At 65.8% G+C, this 19,548-nt stretch carries 19 protein-coding genes; 7 read left to right on the top strand and 12 right to left on the bottom strand.

Features of this window, described 5'->3' with window-relative positions; all coding sequences use genetic code 11:
- Positions 1-26 precede the first annotated feature (26 nt).
- The 7 genes from ACNQR1_RS00590 to ACNQR1_RS00560 form a co-directional block, all read right to left on the bottom strand.
- The gene (locus tag ACNQR1_RS00590; protein WP_418043227.1) at positions 27-1,442 is read right to left on the bottom strand and encodes a nitrate/nitrite transporter; all 1,416 of its coding nucleotides are present in this window, start codon (positions 1,440-1,442) and stop codon (positions 27-29) included.
- Positions 1,443-1,552: 110 nt separating this feature from the next.
- Positions 1,553-2,143: an aminoglycoside N-acetyltransferase AAC(2')-Ib gene (gene aac(2')-Ib / locus ACNQR1_RS00585; protein WP_418043226.1), complete on the bottom strand. Its 591-nt coding sequence runs from the start codon at positions 2,141-2,143 to the stop codon at positions 1,553-1,555.
- 159 nt (positions 2,144-2,302) lie between these two features.
- Complete coding sequence (locus ACNQR1_RS00580) at positions 2,303-3,187, bottom strand: 5-oxoprolinase/urea amidolyase family protein (RefSeq protein WP_418043225.1); 885 nt, start codon at positions 3,185-3,187, stop codon at positions 2,303-2,305.
- Between the two features lie 17 nt (positions 3,188-3,204).
- Complete coding sequence (locus ACNQR1_RS00575; RefSeq protein ID WP_418043224.1) at positions 3,205-3,873, bottom strand: 5-oxoprolinase subunit B family protein; 669 nt, start codon at positions 3,871-3,873, stop codon at positions 3,205-3,207.
- 74 nt (positions 3,874-3,947) lie between these two features.
- Entirely contained in the window at positions 3,948-4,652 is a 705-nt protein-coding gene (locus ACNQR1_RS00570) for a queuosine precursor transporter (RefSeq protein ID WP_418043223.1), read from the bottom strand.
- A 12-nt stretch (positions 4,653-4,664) separates the two neighbouring features.
- Positions 4,665-5,615 carry an ABC transporter substrate-binding protein gene (locus ACNQR1_RS00565; protein ID WP_418043222.1) on the bottom strand — a complete coding sequence of 317 codons (951 nt, stop codon included), beginning with the start codon at positions 5,613-5,615 and terminating at the stop codon, positions 4,665-4,667.
- 16 nt (positions 5,616-5,631) lie between these two features.
- A complete protein-coding gene (locus ACNQR1_RS00560) occupies positions 5,632-6,765 on the bottom strand; it encodes a YeiH family protein (protein WP_418043221.1) in 1,134 nt (377 codons plus the stop codon).
- A gap of 265 nt (positions 6,766-7,030) precedes the next feature.
- Here ACNQR1_RS00560 and ACNQR1_RS00555 point away from each other — a divergent pair, with 265 nt between their 5' ends.
- Both ACNQR1_RS00555 and ACNQR1_RS00550 read left to right on the top strand, forming a co-directional pair.
- Positions 7,031-7,324 carry a hypothetical protein gene (locus ACNQR1_RS00555; RefSeq protein WP_418050221.1) on the top strand — a complete coding sequence of 98 codons (294 nt, stop codon included), beginning with the start codon at positions 7,031-7,033 and terminating at the stop codon, positions 7,322-7,324.
- A 38-nt stretch (positions 7,325-7,362) separates the two neighbouring features.
- Positions 7,363-7,677, top strand: a complete 315-nt coding sequence (locus ACNQR1_RS00550; RefSeq protein ID WP_418043220.1) for a heme-binding protein — start codon at positions 7,363-7,365, stop codon at positions 7,675-7,677.
- Positions 7,678-7,701: 24 nt separating this feature from the next.
- Here ACNQR1_RS00550 and ACNQR1_RS00545 read toward each other — a convergent pair whose 3' ends face one another.
- On the bottom strand, positions 7,702-8,304 hold the full coding sequence (locus ACNQR1_RS00545) for a TetR/AcrR family transcriptional regulator C-terminal domain-containing protein (protein WP_418043219.1): 603 nt from the start codon (positions 8,302-8,304) through the stop codon (positions 7,702-7,704).
- A gap of 90 nt (positions 8,305-8,394) precedes the next feature.
- Here ACNQR1_RS00545 and ACNQR1_RS00540 point away from each other — a divergent pair, with 90 nt between their 5' ends.
- From ACNQR1_RS00540 to ACNQR1_RS00530, 3 genes are all read left to right on the top strand, one after another.
- Positions 8,395-8,556 (top strand): hypothetical protein, encoded by a 162-nt coding sequence (locus tag ACNQR1_RS00540; protein ID WP_418043218.1) that lies wholly within the window; start codon positions 8,395-8,397, stop codon positions 8,554-8,556.
- 78 nt (positions 8,557-8,634) lie between these two features.
- A complete protein-coding gene (locus ACNQR1_RS00535) occupies positions 8,635-10,194 on the top strand; it encodes an amidohydrolase (protein WP_418050220.1) in 1,560 nt (519 codons plus the stop codon).
- Between the two features lie 11 nt (positions 10,195-10,205).
- Positions 10,206-11,549 (top strand): APC family permease, encoded by a 1,344-nt coding sequence (locus tag ACNQR1_RS00530; RefSeq protein ID WP_418043217.1) that lies wholly within the window; start codon positions 10,206-10,208, stop codon positions 11,547-11,549.
- A gap of 20 nt (positions 11,550-11,569) precedes the next feature.
- Here ACNQR1_RS00530 and ACNQR1_RS00525 read toward each other — a convergent pair whose 3' ends face one another.
- On the bottom strand, positions 11,570-11,992 hold the full coding sequence (locus ACNQR1_RS00525) for an organic hydroperoxide resistance protein (protein ID WP_418043216.1): 423 nt from the start codon (positions 11,990-11,992) through the stop codon (positions 11,570-11,572).
- Positions 11,993-12,103: 111 nt separating this feature from the next.
- Here ACNQR1_RS00525 and ACNQR1_RS00520 point away from each other — a divergent pair, with 111 nt between their 5' ends.
- Positions 12,104-12,565 (top strand): MarR family winged helix-turn-helix transcriptional regulator, encoded by a 462-nt coding sequence (locus ACNQR1_RS00520; protein WP_418043215.1) that lies wholly within the window; start codon positions 12,104-12,106, stop codon positions 12,563-12,565.
- 13 nt (positions 12,566-12,578) lie between these two features.
- On the opposite strand, the gene ACNQR1_RS00515 is transcribed toward ACNQR1_RS00520, so the two are convergent.
- The 3 genes from ACNQR1_RS00515 to ACNQR1_RS00505 all read right to left on the bottom strand — a co-directional run bounded on the left by ACNQR1_RS00515 (position 12,579) and on the right by ACNQR1_RS00505 (position 17,831).
- Positions 12,579-14,561 carry an MFS transporter gene (locus ACNQR1_RS00515; RefSeq protein ID WP_418043214.1) on the bottom strand — a complete coding sequence of 661 codons (1,983 nt, stop codon included), beginning with the start codon at positions 14,559-14,561 and terminating at the stop codon, positions 12,579-12,581.
- 325 nt (positions 14,562-14,886) lie between these two features.
- Entirely contained in the window at positions 14,887-15,912 is a 1,026-nt protein-coding gene (locus ACNQR1_RS00510; RefSeq protein ID WP_418043213.1) for an alcohol dehydrogenase catalytic domain-containing protein, read from the bottom strand.
- Positions 15,913-15,914: 2 nt separating this feature from the next.
- A complete protein-coding gene (locus tag ACNQR1_RS00505; protein ID WP_418043212.1) occupies positions 15,915-17,831 on the bottom strand; it encodes a flavin-containing monooxygenase in 1,917 nt (638 codons plus the stop codon).
- 403 nt (positions 17,832-18,234) lie between these two features.
- Here ACNQR1_RS00505 and ACNQR1_RS00500 point away from each other — a divergent pair, with 403 nt between their 5' ends.
- Positions 18,235-19,509, top strand: coding sequence for a pentapeptide repeat-containing protein (locus ACNQR1_RS00500; RefSeq protein WP_418043211.1), 1,275 nt, complete (start codon positions 18,235-18,237; stop codon positions 19,507-19,509).
- Positions 19,510-19,548 lie beyond the last annotated feature (39 nt).

Raw genomic sequence — 19,548 nt, 5'->3', positions numbered from 1 at the left:
TGAAGGCACCTTGTGTTTCCAAGTGATTACCCGGCCATTGCCGAGGCGTGTCGGTCTGCGGGGGCCGATGTGACGGCCGTCGCAGCCGGCCGCCGGACGTAACGGAACCAGGTGCATGCCGAGGCCACCACGTAGAAGGCCAGGAAGATCCAGAACGCCGCGGTGGCTGATCCGCTGGACAGGTAGGACTGGCGCAGGGCCAGGTTGATACCCACACCGCCCAGGGCACCGATGGCGCCGGCGAATCCGATCAGCGAGCCGGACATCGACAGCGACCACCGCTGGCGCTCCTCCTCGCTGACCTGCAGGGAGTGGCTGCGGGCCTCGAAGATCGACGGGATCATCTTGTAGACCGACCCGTTGCCCAGGCCGCTGAGCAGGAACAGGGCGACGAATCCGATGACATAGCCGATCATCATCAGGCTGTTGGCCGCACCGGCGGTGTGATCGTCGAACATGCTGATCGCGACCAGCATGCCGGCCGCCAGGATCATGCCGCCGAACACCACCAGGGTCACCCGGCCGCCGCCGACCCGGTCGGCCAGCTTGCCGCCGTACACCCGGGACAGCGAACCGAGCAGCGGACCGATGAAGGCGATCTGCGCGGCGTGCAGCGAGGCCTGTGCAGCGGTCTGGCCGCCTGCGGCGAAGTTGATCTGCAGTACCTGGCCGAACGCGAACGCGAAGCCGATGAAGGATCCGAAGGTGCCGATGTAGAGCAGCGAGATCACCCACGTATCACGCTCTGCCAGAATGGCTTTCATCGCGCCCAGATCGATCTTGTGCTGATCGAGGTTGTCCATGTAGAGCGCCGCGCCGATGCCCGCCACAGCCAGTGCCACCAGGTAGACAGCGCACACCCAGTACGGGGCGCGGTTACCCGCGGTGGCGATCACCAACAGGCCGACCAACTGGATCATCGGCACGCCGATGTTGCCGCCGCCCGCGTTGAGCCCGAGCGCCCAGCCTTTGAGCCGCTGCGGGAAGAAGGCATTGATGTTGGTCATGGAGGAGGCGAAGTTGCCCCCGCCGAAACCGGCCAGGGCCGCGCACAGCAGGTAGGGCCACAGCGGCAGGCCCGGATTGGCCAGCAGCACCATCGTCCCGACCGTGGGGATCAGCAGGACGAAGGCCGAGAACACCGTCCAGTTGCGGCCGCCGAAGGTGGCGGTGGCCAGCGTGTAGGGGATGCGCAGACAGCCACCGACCAGCGTGGCGGTGGCGCCCAGCAGGAACTTGTCGCCGGCCGAGAAGCCGTACACGGCCTCCGGCATGAACAGGACCATCACCGACCAGATGGACCAGATCGAGAAGCCGACGTGCTCGGCGAACACCGACCAGATCAGATTCCGTCGCGCGATGTACTTGTTCCCGGCTTCCCAGGCCAGCGTGTCCTCGGGATCCCAGTTGGTGATGCGATTCGACTTCAGCAGAGTGGGCATGGCGCAAAGTTAGAAAGCGATTATTGCGGAGGTGCTCCCCGCGGTGACCCGGCCGTGAAATTCCGCTCACCTGCTCACCCACGTGGATGTGAGCCTGTGCATTCTGGTGGTTACCAGACGTCCCCGTCGCGCCAGTCGCAGGTGATCTCTGCGCTGGTGTCGAGTTCCATGCCGGCGGGCAGCTCGACCGGCAACACGAACAGGGACTGGTCGTCCTCGGGTGTGCGGGTGACGCCGGCAGGCCGCAGCACCGAGGTCGGGCCCTGCCAGGGCACCCAACCGCGGGCGAGGTAGATGTCCCTGGCGGTCTCCGACGAGCTGAGCGCGCCGAGTTGGTAGGCGCCGCGCAGCACCTGCTCGACGGCGTCCATGACGGCGGTGGCCAGGCCTTGGCCGCGCCAATCCTCGCGCACCGCCACGGCTTCCACGTAGCCGCAGCGCAGGGCGGTGTCGCGGTAGATCAGGCGTCGCTGCACCACGGCGGCGTGCGCGATCAGGGCCCCGTGGTGGCAGATGAAGGCGTGCATGCCGCCGAGCGAGTGCTCCCAGTCGGCTGCTGTGAAATCGCCTTCGAAGGCCTCGATGACCATGCGTCGGGCGCCCTCGCGGGTCTCGTGGTCGAGATCGGAGGTGTGGACCAGGCGTGCGGTGTGCAGGATCCCGCCGCGGACGGACGGCGAGCTGACATCCTGGATAGGCACACCCATGTTCTACCAGCGCTGCGCGCCGGTGTCTCTACGTTGTCGGCCGTCCAGCGCACGGGCCGAGCTCCCCGGGGCCGCCGTTTTCCACACCTGGGTCGTTGATCGCCGGGATCGCAACCCTCATGTAGAAAACGACGACCGGAACGGTCCAGATGCCTAGCCTTCGAACGGTCGGCGGGGGTGCGCCCAGTGGAGCCGGACGGTCTGCCCGGGCCGGACCTGGCCCAGCTTGTCGATGTCTTCGTCGGTCACCACACCGATCACCGGGTAGCCGCCCGTGACGGGGTGATCCGGCCCGAGGATCACCGGAAAACCGTTGGGCGGTATCTGAATTGCTCCTCGGGTGGCACCTTCGCTGGGCAGCTGGCGGTCCGGCCAGCGGTAGTCCAGCGGCATGCCGACCAGACGCATCCCGACCCGGTCGCTGTGGGTGGTCACCAGCCAGTTGGTCCGGATCAGCACATCGGGGTCGACGAACCAGTCGTCGCGCGGGCCCGGCACCACGTTCAGTTCGAGCACGTCGTCGGAGATCGAGGCGACCGGGGCCTGGTCCGTCTCGGGCAGGTCCGCGGTGTGCTCGCCGATGGGCAGGATGTCGCCGGGTTGCAGGGGTGCCGGACCGATCGCCGACATCACGTCGTAGCTGCGCGAACCCAGGACGGGCTCGACGGCGATGCCGCCGCGTACCGCCAGGTAGCTGCGCAGTCCGGAGTGTGGAGCGCCCAGTGAGATCACCTCACCCTCGTGCACATGGTGAATGCTGTTGGTGCCGAACGGGATTCCGTTCACGGCCGGGTCCGTGTCGGCGCCGGTGACCGCGACGGAGATGTCTCCGCCGACCACCCGGGCGGAGAACCCGCCGAACATCACCTCGATGGTGGCGTGTTCACCCGGATTGGCCACCAGACGGTTGGCCAGCGTGTGGGACCGACGATCGGCGGCACCCGAGCGGGTGACGCCGAGGTGGGCCATCCCGGGGCGGCCGAGGTCCTCGACCAGGGCCAGCGGTCCGGTGCGCAGTACTTCCAATGTGGTCGTCATGGTGTGCTCCTCGCCGACTAGCCGATGGCCCGGAACTGCACCCACGTACCGGGGGTGAGCAGTGCGGGTTGGTCCCGATGCACGTCGAACAGCACCGCGTCGGTGCGCCCGATCAACTGCCAGCCGCCGGGCGACTGCCGTGGGTAGATGCCGCTGAACTCGCCGGCCAGCGCCACCGCACCGGTCGGAACGCTCGTGCGGGGCTCGGCCCGGCGTGGCACCTGCAGTCGCTCGTCGCCGCCGACGAGGTAGGCGAATCCGGGAGCGAAGCCCATGAATCCCACCTGCCACGGGGTGCCGGTGTGCGCCGCGATCACCTGCGCCGGGGTCAGCCCGGTCAGCGTCGCGACCTCGTGCAGGTCGGCGCCGTCGTAGACCACGTCGATGGTGACGTCCGCCTGGCCTGCGGGCCGGACGGGTGCCGTCCCGGGCTGCAGCTGCAACTTGCTCAGCCGTTGTCGGGTCGGAGCCTGGTAGCGGGGATCGGCCAGCTTGACCAGGATCGTGCGTGACGCCGGCACGATATCGACCACTCCTAGCAATTGGGCCGCCGTGAGCGTGGCGGTCCACGCCAAAACATCGGCTGTGCTGTCGAACTCGAGCAGCAGAGCCTGATCGCCATAGTCGCGGGCGGTACCTGGGGTCAGGCTGGGTCCCGCGTCCATCACCTCTGATGTCACACTCATGACCTGAAGCTACCCGCCGGTAGCTAAGAAAGCTCCGGCTCTATGAACCTTGCCAGAGGAGCCTTATCGAAGCCTCACACGGCGAGCTGGTAGGTGGGCTCGCGGCGCTTGATGCCGGCGATCACGCGGTAGGTGATCGGCAGCATGATCACCTCGATCGCAGTCTTGTAGATCCAGCCCAGCGCGGTGTAGGTGACGAAGTCGCCGAAGGTGCTGATGCCGATCGCGCTGGCCGCGATGGCGCAGAAGACCAGGGTGTCGCCGAGCTGACCGGCGAAGGTGGATCCGATCAGGCGGGCCCACAGGTGCTTCTCTTTGGTCCGTTCCTTGATGGCGACCACGACCCAGGCGTTGATGGTCTGCCCGACGATGAAACCGGCCAGGCCCGCCACGATCAACTGGGTGTAGGCGTGGACGATGTTCTCGAAGTGTTCCTGGTTGGTGTAGAAGTCCGCCGCGGGGAGGTAGATGGTGATCCAGAAGGCCAGTGCGGCAAGGATATTCATCGAGAATCCGAGGAAGATGGCGCGGCGGGCGGCCTTGAACCCGTACACCTCGGAGAGGACGTCGCCGATCACGTAGGTGAGCGGAAAGACGATGAAACCGCCGTCGGTGATGATCGACCAGTTGCCGATGATCGGCCCGAAGGCGACTCCCTTGGTGGCGGTGACATTGGAGACGATCACCAGGGCCGTGAATACCGCGACGAGCACCGGATAATAGGCCGAGCCGACGATGGCGGTGCCGCGGTGCTCGGAGTGTTCCTGGGTGCCTGTCACCCGGTCATCTTGTCAGGTCAGTGCCCGGTTGAGCAGCGGCGGCAGTTGGTCGGCCACTACCGGGTAGGACAGCGGCGAGGCGAAGGCGATGGCACCGGCCAGGTCTTTGGGGGTGAAAACGTGCCGGTTGCGCCTCGTTGCCTTGAGTTCGGCGATCGCCGGATCGGCCAGCAGGGCGTCGCGTTCCTGATCGCTCTCGGTGGTCCAGATCAAGACATCGGCGGCGTCGAGCACCGAGGCGAAATCTGAGCGGGGGATCAGTTCGGGTGTCGGCGGCACGGCGAAGCCCATCTGGGTGAGAAACTCGCTGCGCCACCCGGTCTGGGTCTGGACACTGTCGCGGAACAGGGTGCCGGCGAGCAACATCACCTTCTTGCCTGCGAACCGCGGGTTGTTGGTGGCCACCGTCTTGAACCTGTCGTCCACGCCGGCGATCAGCCCGGCCATCGCGTCGTTCTGGAACAGCGCCTGACCGATGAGGGTGGCCTGGTCGCGCCACGGTTCGAAGAACGCGTCGGGCCCGGACTGGGCGATCGTCGGGGCGATCTCGGAGAGCTTGGCGTATGTGTCGGCGTCGAGTCCGGCGTTGGTGGCCACGATCAGGTCCGGTTTGAGTGCCTTGATCTCGTCGACCTGGATTCCGTCGTTCAGGCCGAGCACGGTGGGCTGGGCGCCCCCGAGTTTCGGCTGCGCCCAGGGCCACACCGCATACGGCTCGCCGCCGAACCATTCGGTTGTCGCGACCGGGACCACACCGAGAGCCAGGAGGTCGTCCTGTTCGGTGAATCCTGCGCTGACCACCCGTTGTGGTGGTCCGGGGATGTTGGTGTCGCCGAAGAGGTGGCGGACGGTCACCGAACCGTCTTTCGCCACTTCGCCGGGCTTTTGCGTGCTACATGCGGCGACCAGGGTCATCGCAGCGGTGACCGTGAAAAACCCTCGCCGTGACCAGGTTGTCGGCACTTAGCCAGGGTAGCGGCTACCCCGTGCCGAAGCTGCCGAACAAACCGCCGAACAGGAGGGAGGCCAATCCGAGCGCCACCACGATGTTGACCACGGTGGCCGCGGCGAACAGCACGATGGGCCGCCAGCCGGCTTCCTTGAGGCCGCGCAGCGAGAACTCCAGCCCGATCGCCACGAAAGCGAAGATCAGGAACCAGGTCCGCAGGTCGTTGACCGTGGCGATGGCCGTTTTGCCGTCGGCTGCGAACTGTAGATACAGGGTGCCGATGACCGATGCGGCGATGAAGCCGAGCACGAATTTGGGGAAGCGGTCCCAGAATTCGCGCAGCGTCGGGCGTCCCACTGCTGGGTCAGGTGTGTCGGACTTGCGCTCGATTTTCAGGGCGAAGTAGGCGGTGAGGGCGATGGCCACGATGCCGATCAGCGCGTTCTGGGTGGTCTTGACGATGGTGGCGATCTGCAACGCCTGTTCGCCTGCGATCGTGCCCGCGGCGGCCACGGCCGCGGTGGTGTCGATGTTGCCGCCGATCCAGGCTCCGGCGACGGCGTCGGACAGTCCGAATACATCGGCGAGCCACGGCAGCAGAAAGATCGAGGGCAGCGCGAACACGATGACCAGCGATGCGGCGTAGGCCAGTTGTTCTTTGCGGGCCTGAACTGCGCCCGCCGCCGCGATGGCTGCGCTCACCCCGCAGATGGAGACCGCCGAGGCCAGCAACGCACGCAGTTTGTCGTCGAGGCCGAGTCGCCCGCCCAGCCACCAGGTGAACCCGAAGACGATCGAAATCAGCAGCAGGGCTTGGATGATCGCCGGTCCCGCTGCGGTGGCGAGCACCTTGAGGTTGATCGATGCGCCCAGCAGCACCAACCCGGTCTTGATGAAGAACTCGGTCCGGAAGCCCTGGGACAGGACGTCGCGCAACGCGAACCTGGCCAGAATCGCGTTGCCGATCAGTCCGAGAGCGATTGCATAGACCGGGAATTCGACGGATTTGGCGATCTTGGCTGCAGGAGTTCCGGCTGCCCAGTGGGGGACCTCGGTCTCCAGGAATCGGGTCGCCGCGCCCAGTACGACGACCACCAGCACACCCGCGACGGCGTAGCCGATCTTCGGCGAGCGCTGATCGGCGCGTTCTTCGGTGCTGGTCACGGGATCACGCTGCCGGGGATGGCGCCGACGAGCACGAGGGCAAGTAGGGTGAGGCCGACGATCACGGCCAGCCAGTCTTCGTTCACGCGCGTCAGGCTAGGTGGAGCCGAATCTGGCAGGGACCCTTGCAATCTATGCGAACGCAACCGGTTACGAACAAGGTGCGTTCTGGCAGGGAACCGGTTATTGTCGATCCCGCATATTGGGCGTCCTCGGGATTTATTCTCGGCTCACGGGGACCTACTGAGGAGTGGTCATGCGGAGCATGTGGCGTCCAGCGTTACTCGGACTGGCCGGTTTGACGGTACCGATCGCCATCGCCACCGCACCGCCCGCCGCCGCTGAGTGTGTCGATGCCGGCGGTTCCACGGTGTGTGCGCAGGGCAGCGTGCGCGGTGGGGGACCTACCCCGCCCAAGGCCGGGCCCTACTACCCGTACTACTGCGCCAACGACTGGTACTGCGGCGACTGGGGCCTGGACATCAATATCGATCCCGGGCCGCCCAACGGCGGTGGTGGCGGTGGTGGCTGGCGCCCCGACCGTCCCGGACGTCCGTGAGCCTCAGCTCAGTTATCCGAGTCGACTTAGGAGCCACGATGTTCTCCCGTGTGATCGCCGCCGGCGCAATCAGCCTGTCGCTCTTGGCCGTTGGTGCACCTGTCGCTGCGGCAGAAGAACCGAACTGCACCGCTGCCGACCTGGCCGGGGTGATGGCCGGGGTCCGCGCGTCCACCTCGGCGTATCTGTTCACCCATCCCGATGTCAACGCGTTCTTCACCAGCCTCAAGGGCCAGTCGAACGATCAGATGGCCGATTCGGTGCGGGTCTACCTTGAGGACAAGCCGCAGATCCGTGCCGAGCTGACGGGCATCCGGCAACCGGCGATCGATTTCCGCAACCGCTGCGGATAGCCGCGATCAGCGACGTCCGGTCGCTCAGGTGCGGGTCAGCCCGCGCAGCAGTACCGCCAGTCCGTACTCGAACGCATCATCGGCGCGTGCCGGCCTGGGTGCGCCGGTGGCCAGTGCGGCGGTCAGCTCCGGACCGACCGGCTCCCCCGACTCCCACGGTTTGTCGGGGGCGGTGAGGTCGAGCGCCGAGCCCAGCACGTAGTTGTCGACCAGGGTGATGGTCCGCAGCGTGTCGGTGGGACTGAACCCGGCGCGGGTCAAGGTGACGGCCAGTGCGTTGTACATCGTGAGGGCCTGGCTGCTGTTGACGGCGTGCGCGGTGAGCAGGGGAATCAGCCGCGGATAGCGGGCGAAGCTGTTGCGGTACGACCGCATGATGTCGGCCAGGATATCGGCCCATGGCCGGTCGGCGTCGACGTCGGGCAACTCGACTTCCGACATCGCCCGTTCGCGGAGCAGCTCGACGATCTGCTCACGGCCGGAAACGTGGTTGTACAGCGACGACGGGCTGACCTTGAGCCTGCGGGCCAGTTCCGGGATGGTGAATCCGCCCGTTGTATTGACGAGATCCATTGCTGCACTGGCGATCCGGTCCATTGACAGGATCGGTATCGATGGACGCCCCATGAACTGCTCCCCCTTGATTTCGTCCTACCGCTTTACAACTTGGTGGTCTGGGTCACAGAATAAACGAATTCCATTCGCTTTAGGAGTGACATGACCACGCTCACTGCGGCCGCCCGCGCACCGCTGTCGTGCGGTGCTGCCTCGTGGCGACTGCCTGTGTTGGCGGGGCCGGCATGCCGCTCCTGGCGCTCTGACCTCGATGAACTCGCCGCCGGAGGCGGTGCGACCACGGTGTTTCGACCCGAGAAATAGGACCAGTTTGTGACTTCGTTCTCCGTGCCCGAAAAGGCTGCGACGCTCTTTTACGGCGGTGCGATCTGGACACCCACCATGACCACCGATGCACTCCTCGTCGCCGACGGGGTGGTGCAGGCAGTGGGGGACGACGCTTTGGCATCGGCAGCCGATCAGAAGGTCGACCTGGAGGATGGCTTCCTGATGCCGTCGTTCGGTGACGGCCACGCACACCCGTTGTTCGGCGGTCTGGAGTCGGCAGGTCCTGCCGTCCGGCCCTGCCGATCGGTCGACGAGATCGTGTCGGCGGTAAAGGAATACGCGGATTTGCATCCTGAGCAGGAGTGGATCGTCGGCGCGTCGTACGACGGCAGTCTCGCCCCCGGGGGATTGTTCGACGCCCGGTGGCTGGATGCGGCGGTCCCGGATCGGCCCGTGGCGTTGCGGGCCTGGGACTATCACACCTTCTGGGTCAATTCGGTTGCCCTGCAACGCGCCGGCATCACCGCGGACACTCCCGAGCCGGTGCTCGGTGAGATCCCGCGGCGTGAGGACGGCTCACCGCTGGGCACGTTGCGCGAGTGGGGTGCCACCGACCTGGTCACCGCGGTCATGCCCGCCCTCGACGAGACCGTTCGGGTCGCGGCGTTGGGCACGGCCGCCGACTACTACCTGGCGCGCGGTGTGACGTGGGTTCAGGACGCCTGGGTCGAGCCGGCAGAGCTGGACACTTATCTCGCGGCCGTCCGGCAGGGCACCCTGCGGATGCGGTTCAACCTGGCGTTCTACGCCGACCCGCGCCACTTCGACACGCAGGTGACGCAATACGCCGCGGCCAGGGACCGGGTTGAGGCTGCGGGCTCACCGCTGTTGACCGCGCAGACCGTGAAGTTCTTCGCCGACGGCGTGGTCGAGAACGAGACGGGTGCGCTGCTGGAGCCGTACTGCTCGGGCCTGCACTCCCACGGCATGCAGTTGTGGGAGGGCAACGCACTGGCCGAGGCGGCCAGGAGGGTCGACGATCTGGGTCTGCAGATCCATATCCACGCCATCGGCGATGCCGCAGTCCGGCAGGCTCTGGATGCCATCGAATACGTTGCGCGCCATAACGGTCCGCGGGACCGGCGACCCGTGATCGCTCATGCGCAGCTGGTGGACGACGCCGATCTCGGCCGGTTCGCCGAGCTGGGAGTCATCCCGAACATGCAGCCGCTGTGGGCGCAGATGGATGCCCTGATGACCGTCTTGACGATTCCCCGGCTCGGAGCTCAGCGGGCAGATCGGCAGTATCGGATGCGCACGCTGGAGAGTTCCGGTGCGGCACTGGCGTTCGGATCGGACTGGCCGGTGTCTTCGGGTGCCCCACTGGACGGTATTGCCGTCGCGGTCTCGCGGTGCACACCCGAGGGAGAGCCGGCGGGCGGCTGGACCCCCGACGAGGTCCTTCCGATCGAGCATGCGTTGACGTCTTACACCACTGCAGTGGCCTATCAGGCTTTCGCGGAAGGGAATTGGGGCCGCATCGTTCCCGGTGCGAGCGCCGACCTGGTGTGGTTGGACCGTGACCCCAGGTATCTCCCACCATCGGAGCTTCCGGCGCTGACGGTGCGCGCCACCTATCTGCAAGGCGCGCAGGTCTATTCGGCCGCGGAATGAGAGGAACTGGCATGTCCGATGTGGCTGAAGTGACCGAGGGGCGGCTGCGCCGCGCCCTGGGGCTGCCGTCGCTGGTGCTATTCGGTCTGGTCTACATGGTGCCGCTGACGGTGTTCACCACGTACGGCATCGTCACCCAGACCACCGGTGGCAGGTTGTCGGTCGCCTATCTGGTGACGCTGGCGGCCATGGTTTTCACTGCCCGCTCGTACGCCATGATGGCAGTCGCCTACCCGGTGGCGGGGTCGGCATACACGTACACGCAGAAGACTTTCGGCGCCCCGGCCGGATTTCTCGCCGGATGGTCGCTGCTGCTGGATTACCTGTTCCTGCCGATGATCAACTACCTGGTGATCGGCATCTATCTGCACGCCGCGCTGCCCGCGATCCCGTCCTGGGTGTTCGTCGTACTGTCCATCGCGATCGTCACGGTGCTCAACGTCGTCGGCATCGTGTCGGTGGCCAGGGCGAACTTCGTCATCATCGCGGTGCAGGCGATCTTCATCGTGACGTTCTTGGTGCTGGCCACCTCAAAGGTGTTGAGCCTGGGCACGCTCGATCTGATGGCTCCGATCCACGGCGACGGGACCACGACCGGATTCAGCCCGGTGTTGGCCGGCGCGGCGATCCTGTGCCTGTCGTTCCTGGGATTCGACGCGGTGTCCACGTTGTCCGAGGAAGCCAAGGAGCCGAGACGATCTGTGCCGCAGGCGATCATGATCGCAACGGTGGCGTCTGGCGTGATCTTCGTCGTGCTGTCTTATCTCGGCCAACTGGTGTTCCCCTCCAACCAGTTCGCCGACGTCGAGTCCGGGTCCCTGGACCTGATGCTGACCGCGGGCGGGCAGTTCCTGCAGACCTTCTTCACCGCGGCCTACGTCGCCGGTGCGCTCGGATCCGCCATCACGTCGCAGGCTTCGGTGGCCCGGATCCTGTACGCGATGGGACGCGACGGCATCCTGCCGCGCCCGGTCTTCGGTTACGTCTTGCCGCGGTTCGCCACCCCTGTGTACGCGATCCTGGCGGTGTCGGTCGTATCGCTACTGGCGACCGTCATCTCCCTGGCCACGCTGGCCTCGCTGATCAGTTTTGGTGCGCTGGTGGCGTTCTCGGTGGTCAACCTGTCGGTCATCAAGCATTACTTCGTCGACCGTCACGAACGTCATGGCCTCCAGGTGATCAGCAAACTTGTCCTGCCACTGATCGGCTTCCTGCTGACCGTGTGGCTGTGGACCAGCCTGTCCGGGGTCACGCTGATCGTCGGGTTGTGCTGGCTGGCAGTGGGATTCGTATGGCTGGCCGGGGTCACTCGTGGATTCCAGCGGCCGACACCGGTGCTGGACATGAAGGAGTAACCCCGGCCGGGCGCAACGTGTCAGGCCACGCTGACGGTGACGTCGATGTTGCCGCGGGTCGCCTTCGAGTACGGGCAGACCTGGTGTGCGTCATCGGCGATCGCCTGGGCGGTCTCCCGATCGACGCCCGGGATGGTGACGTTGAGCCGGGCCCGCAGTGAGAACGCCCCGTCGGTGTTGAGCAGGTCTACCTCGGCGTCCACCGCGGTCTCGGCGGGCAGCTTCACGTTGTGCTTGCCCGCGGTCAGACCCATGGCACTGAGGAAGCACGCCGACCAGCCGGCTGCGAACAGTTGCTCGGGATTGGTGCCGGTGCCCTTGCCGCCCGGCGGGGTCAGCTGGATGTCGAGGTTGCCGTCGGAGCTGTAGGACTCGCCCTGGCGTCCGCCGGTGGTGTGGGTCTGTGCGGTGTAGAGGACGTTGTCGGTCTGGCTCGTGGTCACTGCGGTCTCCTTCGGGTGGATGGTCCGATGCAATTGGATGCGTTAAAGATGAACGCGGGATGCTCAGCATTCCATCCCATCCGATTGAATCGGGTCCGATATAATTTTGCCATGGCACCTGAGGCTCCGAAGCTCTCCGACTTCCTGTGCTTTGCCATCTACTCGGCCAACCTCGCCTACGGCAAGGCCTACAAGCCGATCCTTGATGCCAGGGGCATCACGTACACGCAGTACATCGCGATCGTCGCGCTCTCGGAGCAAGACCATCAGACCGTGGGTGGCCTGGGCGAAAAACTGTTCCTGGAGTCCAACACGTTGACGCCCATCCTCAAGAAGCTCGAAGCGCTGGGGTACGTCACGCGGCAACGTGATCCCGGCGACGAGCGTCAGGTGGTCGTCAGCCTCACCGACGCCGGCCGTGAACTCCGAGAGCAGGCGTTCGAGATGGATCTCGTGGCGGCAACCGGTCTGTCACTGGACGAACTCAAGATCATGCAGCGGGGGGTGTCCACGTTGCGGGACAACCTCCGGAACTACCTGCAATCTCCGGTTGATCCTGCGGCCAGGGCGTGAAAGTTCGAGTGGCTCACGCCCTGGACGCAGACTGAACGGCGCACCCCTCCGGCACGACCAAGACCGGCGTCGTGGCATGCGCGACAACGGCGCCGGCCACGCTGCCTTCCAGGTGTCCCAGCAGTCCACTGCGCCGGTGCGGGCCGACCACGATCAGGCTGGCGTTGTGTTCGTGGGCGGTCTCGACGATGCCCTTCCAGATCGGCGCGGCCTCGACGGCCAGGCCGCGGGCCCGGAAGCCGGCCCGGGTGGCCAGCGATGCCCCGTGTGCGGCCGTCTGAGCCGCCGCGTGGCGAACCTCGGTGGCCTGGTCTGCGTCGAAATGTGTCGCCTCGACGGGTGTGAATCCCACGTCGACGGGTTGCCACACGCACACCACCAGGGCGTCCCGCTCGGTCGGCAGCTCGGCTGCCGCCTGCTCGATGGCCGAGGCGGCGCGTGTCGATCCGTCGTAGGCGAACAGCACGGGCCCGGGCGACGCCGGAGCGGCGGTTTCGGGTCGCGCGACCGGACGGGCCAGGTCGGGCGTCACGGCCGGCGTGGTCAGCCCGGGACGCAGCCGAGCCAGCAGCGGCGGTGAGTACCAGGCCGGCGATTCACCGTCGAGGAACTGGTCGAGATCGGGCGTTTGCGGCCGGGCGCCGCTGAGCGCGTACACGGCCACCCCGAAGACGGCGCCGCCGACGGCCAGTCCGAATCCGATCCACAGGGCGTCGCCCGCGCCGGCCGTCAGACCGCCGGCCGCTCTGGCAGCGAAGTGCGCGAAGATCGGCGCGACCATGAAGGCGGCCACGGCTCGCAACAGTTCGATGATCGCGAACACTCGCTGCAGGCTGTTGGACTGTAGTGAGAAACCGGCGACGAACAGTGCGGGCGCCACCGTGGCGCCGAGCGCCAGCCCCGTCAGCGCCGAGGCCAGCAGTGCCAGCGGTTGATTGGCGGGAAGGGCGAACCGGAAGACCACGATGCCGGCCGCCAACAGCGCCATGCCGACCAGGGGCAGGTAGTGCATGGCCCGCCGGGAGATGACGAACCCGAAGACGAAGGCCATCACGATGGCGCCGCCGAGTTCGGGCAGGTACAGCAGGCCCACCTGCACCGGGCTGTACGTCTGCATGAAAACTTGGGCCGTGAGTGCCGTGGCCGCCACTGAGGCGGCCGCCGCGAACAACGCCAGACCGACGCCGGCGACGGGGATCGAACTGGTCAGCATGGTGCGGACGGTCAGCAATGGCCGGCGGGACCGGAACTGGTAGACGATGAGCCCCACGATCAGGGCCAGCCCGCCCAGCATCGGCACGATCGCCACCGGATCGGTGAATTCATGGCTGGTGAGTTGTGCGGCACCGATGAACGCCGCGGCGCAGCCGACCGACGCCAAGCCGATGGCCCGCAGGTCACGGGGAGCGTCGAGGTCGGCAGGCGGTGCGTCCTCGAACGTCAAGGCGGCCATGACGAGGGCGCCGACGGCGATCGCCGCGATGATCCAGAACAGTGGCCGCCACGCCAGGGCTTCGGCCTGGGCACCGCCGATGAACGGGCCGAGGGCGACGGCACCGAACACGCACATGTTCATGATCACGGCCGTATGCCGCAGCTTGTCCCTGGGGAAGCCGATGGTCAGCGGCGGCGCCGCGGCGATCAACAGCATGCTGGTGGCCAGACCTTGCAGGATGTGACCGCCGATGAACATCGCCCCGTTGACGGCCGATGCGGCGATCACTGACCCCACAACCAGGACGACCGCGTAGGCCAAAAGCATCCTGCGTTGGGGCAGGTGCTGGGCGAACTGAACGGCCAGCACCGTGCCGACCGCATAGGCGGCATTGCCGAGGCCGAAGCCGAGGCTCATGGTCTGGGCCGACAGGTTCAGCTGCTCGGAGATGATCGGCACCAGCGGATCGACCGCGGCCGAGAGCGCCAGGTAGGGAATCAGCGCCAAGGTGACCATGGTGGCCACCGCGGGATACCGGCCGGCGAGCGGACCCTGACGCATCAGCGCCGCCCGGCGAGGGTGGTAGGCAGTGCCTGGCGCTGCGGCGCCGCGTTCGGACAGTCAACTAACGAGTTCGATTGGCGCACGTGTCCGTTTAACCGCGCCCACCGGGGGTGTTATTCCGTTGGCGGCGAGTTGATTCCGGATTGTGAACCGACTCACGAAAATTTGCATAGCGTAACGATGTGTTGTAAGACCGCTGATTGTGTTGCGGTGGACACGCATTCAAGAAGTTCACAGCGAATTGACAGTGAACTCGATGGAGACGCAACGCGGCTTTCGCGAAAAGTGTTGTCAATCAATGTGACTGGACACCACGACAGCGCTACGGCTTGAGCTGAACCTTCAGGTCGTCGCCCGAGCGGGAGAACGCCCTGGCATACCCGTCTGCGGCATCGTCCAGCGACATCGTGGTGGTGAAGATCCCGTCGACGTCGAGCCGGCCGGACTGCAGCAGCGGGATCAGCTCCGGCCAGGTCTGCTGCACCGGGGCGGTGGTCAGCCGGATGGTCAGGCTGCGCAGCAGGCAGGCCAGTGCCGGCATCGGGTAGGGCTGCAGATCGTGCACGCCGACGATGGACACCGTGCCGCCGGCGCGGACGGCGTCGATGGCGTCGTTGATCGAGGCGTCCATGCCCACCGCGTCGATGACGGAGTCCACGCCGAGGCCACCGGTCGCCTCCCGGATTGCCTGCGCCGAGGGCGGGGCGAAGGTCGTCGCGCCCGAAGCTTCCGCGCGGTCACGCCTGGCTTCCACCGGGTCGACGGCGAAAACCTTTGCCGCACCGAGGGTGATGGCACTGCGCAGGGCGCACATGCCGACCGCACCCAAGCCGATCACCGCGACGGAGCCGCCGATCGGGATGTCGGCGCGTTTGGCCGCCGCCCAGCCCGTGGCCAGGTTGTCGGTCAGCAGCAGGGCCTGCTCGGTGCTGATGCCCTCCGGCATCTTCAGCAGCTGGAAGTCCGCGGCCGGCACCGCAAGCAGCTCGGCCTGGGCGCCGCCGAGGAATCCGGTGCCGAAGATCTGAGGTCCCTGTACGCAACGGATGGGGTCGTGGGTGGCGCAGCCGCCGCAGTGCCCGCAGCCGGCCACCGATGAGACGAGCACCCGGTCGCCGACGGCGAATCCGGCTACCTCCGGACCGATTTCGGCGATCGTGCCGACGGCCTCATGCCCGACGGACACCGGATCGGCGATCGGGTAATGGCCCTCCAGAAAGTGCAGGTCCGATCCGCAGATCGACGCGGCCTCGACCTTGACGATCGCCCCGTCGGGACCGGGCAGGACCGGGTCCGGCCGGGTCTCGACGTGGACCTTTCCGGCACTGTCGACGACGACTGCGCGCATGCTCAAGCCTCCTGCACTGTGAAGTCTGCCCATACGGGTTCGTTGATGGCAGAGCGGTATTCGCTCAATCGCCATGGGCTGACGGTGTGGATCTCACCGTCGGCGTTCTTGAAGTACGAGTGTTTGATCGAGGGCTGCGCCCACACGGTCTGACGGATCGCCTCCTGCGAGCGGCGGTGCCATTCCTTCGTCGGTTCGGGCAGCGGCTCCATGGTCCGCAGGCCCTCGGTGATGAGATGCTCCAGGCACTTGTTGATGTAGCGCATCTGCAGCTCCGAGTTGAGGATCAGGCTGCCGCCATGGGCGAGGTGCGTGCCGGGGCCGTAGGTCATGAAGAAGTTGGGGAAGCCGGGCACCGTGATGCCGCGGTAGGCATACGGACGCCGGCCCCAGACGTCGTGCAGGTCGACGCCGTCGCGCCCGGTGATGGTCATCGGGAACAATACGTCGGTGGCACGAAAACCCGTGGCGTACACAATGATGTCGACGTCGCAGGTCTGTCCGTCGGTCGTGACGATCCCGGTCGGGGTGATGCGCTCGATCGGGGTGCGGATCAGGTCGACGTTGTCGCGCTTGAGGGTGCCCAGCCAGCTGCCGTTGTCCTGCAGCGTGCGTTTACCGGTGGCCGGGTAGTCGGGCAGCGCCTTGGCCAGCAGCTCGGGATCGTCGCCGACCTGGGTGGTGATCCAGTCGGTGAACATGATGCGGGCGATGGCGTTGATCTCGCTGACCGCGTTGCCCTGATCGTCGTAGTCGGGGTCTACCCGGGCGGCGTCCAGGCCCTTGTCGGCCCCGGGCCACAGCAGCAGGAAGCGGTACCAGCGACCGTAATAGGGCAGGTGTTCCATCGCCCAGCGCACCCCGTCGGCGACGGGCTCGTGGTACATCGGGTTGGGGAACATCCACTGTGCGGTGCGCTGGAAGACGGTGAGGTGCTCGACTTTGTCGGCGATGGCCGGGGCGATCTGGAAGCCGCTGGCACCGGCCCCGATCAGGGCGACCCGCTTGCCGGTGACATCGACGTCGTGATCCCACGCCGCGGAGTGAAATGCCGGTCCCGCAAAGGTTTCCGCGCCGGGGAAGTCGGGGATCTGCGGCCGGTTGAGCTGGCCGACGGCGGTGATGACGGCATTGGCCCGCAGAGTCTCGGTGCCTGCGGCCGAGCGCACCGTGACGTTCCACATCTTGCCGTCCCACTCCGCCGAGACCACCTCGGTGTTCCACCGGATGTGGGGCCCCAGATTGTGGCGTTCGACCACGTCCTGGAAGTACTGGCGCAGCTCGGGTTGCTCGGCGAAGAAGTGGTCCCAGTGATTGCTGGGTTCGAAGCTGTAGCAGTAGAAGTGGTTGGCCACATCCACGCGGGCGCCGGGATAGCTGTTCTCCCACCAGGTTCCGCCCGGACCGGCGTTCTTCTCCACGATCGTGAAGTCGATGTCGGCCTGCTTGAGGCGCACCCCGGCCAGCACACCGGACTCCCCGCAGCCGATCACGACGACGCGGAAGCCGTCGGTGTCCTCCAGCGTGGTGGGCCGGCGCGGATCGACGCCCTCGAGGTCGAGTTCCTCGAGTACCAGCGGCAGGTTGTCGTCGTCGACCGTCTCGCAGGCCGCCCAGTCCAGCATCTCCCGGACCAGCTCGGCCGGCAGCGGGTCGGGAACCGGGCAGCCGCGGTCGCGGTAGTCGGCGATCACCGGCAGCGCGACCTCGCGCACCCGGGCCTTGTCCTCCTCGCTCATGAAGCCCTGGACCTCGTTGAGGAACAGTCCGGCCTGTTTGAACTCGCGGATGTAGCGCGCATCGCCGGTGATGTGCACGAGCGAGAGCAGCAGCGTCGGGATGCTGACCTGCTCCAATGCCGCCGCGATATCGGCGTCAGGCGTGGTGAACGGCTGGCCGACGTGGAAACTCCGGGTCACGCGGCGTTACGCTACTGCCCGTAGCGTTATGTGACAAGGGGTGGTTTTCGCCTTGTGTCGGTTGTATTTCTGGATGGCGGATTACATCGTGTAATGGCGGAACTTGGCGGATAGGCCCAACTAGATTGCAAAAGGATGATCGGAGAGGTTGGCAGCCTCCTGGCCGCCAGGCGTAACGACAACCCGCATCGGGTTCCTGGTTTGTCCCGACGTATGTGACGACATGCCGGGATTATTCCTCGATCGATGGCCCACCGGCTGGCACGCTTGCTCGGTGCACGTGCCCAGTGAGCCGACCCATCGCGAGGGTCGCGGACAGCTCTTAGGCCAGTCATTTGATGGATATGAGTCGAGGGACAACAAGCCGTCGAAAAGGACTGAATCGGCCAAAAACGAAGGTCGGATGTCACTTGCGGGGCTGGTGGTCATCGGAACAGTCGCCGGCACAGTTTTAGGGGGCGCCCTCTTCGGGTGGCTCGCGTGGCTTCTTAGCCGTCAACCCGCGCCGCTACGCGGAGACAGTGGATGGTGGACTTGGCTGTCGCATGCCGACGGAGCGGCGTTATTCGATGCTGCTCGCACGACCGCCACTATTGTGGCTGTAGTTGGTATCGGCGGAGCCGCGTTGGTCGCGTACCGGCGCCAAGACACTGCTGAGCGTGCCCATCGGGTCACAATTCAGGCGCAGCTCAATGCAACCGAGCAGTTGGCGCTTGATACGAAGAAATACGACTTGGATCGCAGTCGCCACCAACTCGAAGTTGACAGGCGGAAGGACGACCGTGAGAGAAATTTGCGTGAAAGTCTTTCTGTTGCAACGAATCAGCTCGGATCGCCTGACTATGGCGTGCGGACTGCTGGCGCATACGCTCTTGCATCACTCGCGGACGATTGGCATCGATTCGGCAATGACATTCAGCGGCAAGTGTGTGTGCACCTTCTGTGTGCTCAACTCCGAAGAGCCCGCTTAGGTAGTGTCATCCGCGCTGGGGAAGACCCACAGCAAGACCTCGAAGTCCGAAAGGCGATAGTCAATCTCATTCGCTCACATAGGCCTTTGCGCACCGATAGCCCAGATAGCTGGAGATCGTGTTCATTGGACTTATCTGGAGCCGATCTATCCGGCTTCAGCTTTTCCGAGACCGACTTGAGCTCAACGAGTTTCTATCGTGCAACCCTCCGTGGGACGGACTTGTTTCGGTGCGATTTGTCCCACGCGGTGATGATCAAGGCCGACTTGACGTCGGCTAATCTCTCCGAAGCTAATTTGACGGAAGCGCGGCTCCAGAACGCCCGCACCGACGCACAGACCGACGAGAAGCGACCTTCTCCGGCAGACTTCAAAGGTGCGAATCTCTATCGCGCTTCTCTCGCGAGTACGTTCTTGTCGAACGCAGCGTTTGACCGAGCTGACCTGCGAGAGACAGTTTTTCAAGCCGCTAGCCTCGAGCAGGCCAGCTTTGCGGGCGCGGACCTTACCGATGCATATTTAGATAGCGCGCACTTGTCCAGGGCGGACTTTAGCAACGCCAACCTTGGTGGGGCCGATTTTGTGCTCTCAGACGTCTCGGAGGCAACGTTCGCGGGCGCGAAACACAACACACGGACCAATTGGGCTGACGGTGCGATTCCCGCCGGTGTCGAGCCGCTTGACAAGCAAGGACCCATGTTCGGCTAGGGTCGCCCGTCCGCATTTGGATTGCGCGTCTGCGCAGCG

Source organism: Mycobacterium sp. 48b (assembly GCF_048282725.1).
In the GTDB taxonomy this organism is placed as follows: Bacteria; Actinomycetota; Actinomycetes; order Mycobacteriales; family Mycobacteriaceae; genus Mycobacterium.
This window is presented reverse-complemented; position numbering and strand designations above follow the sequence as displayed.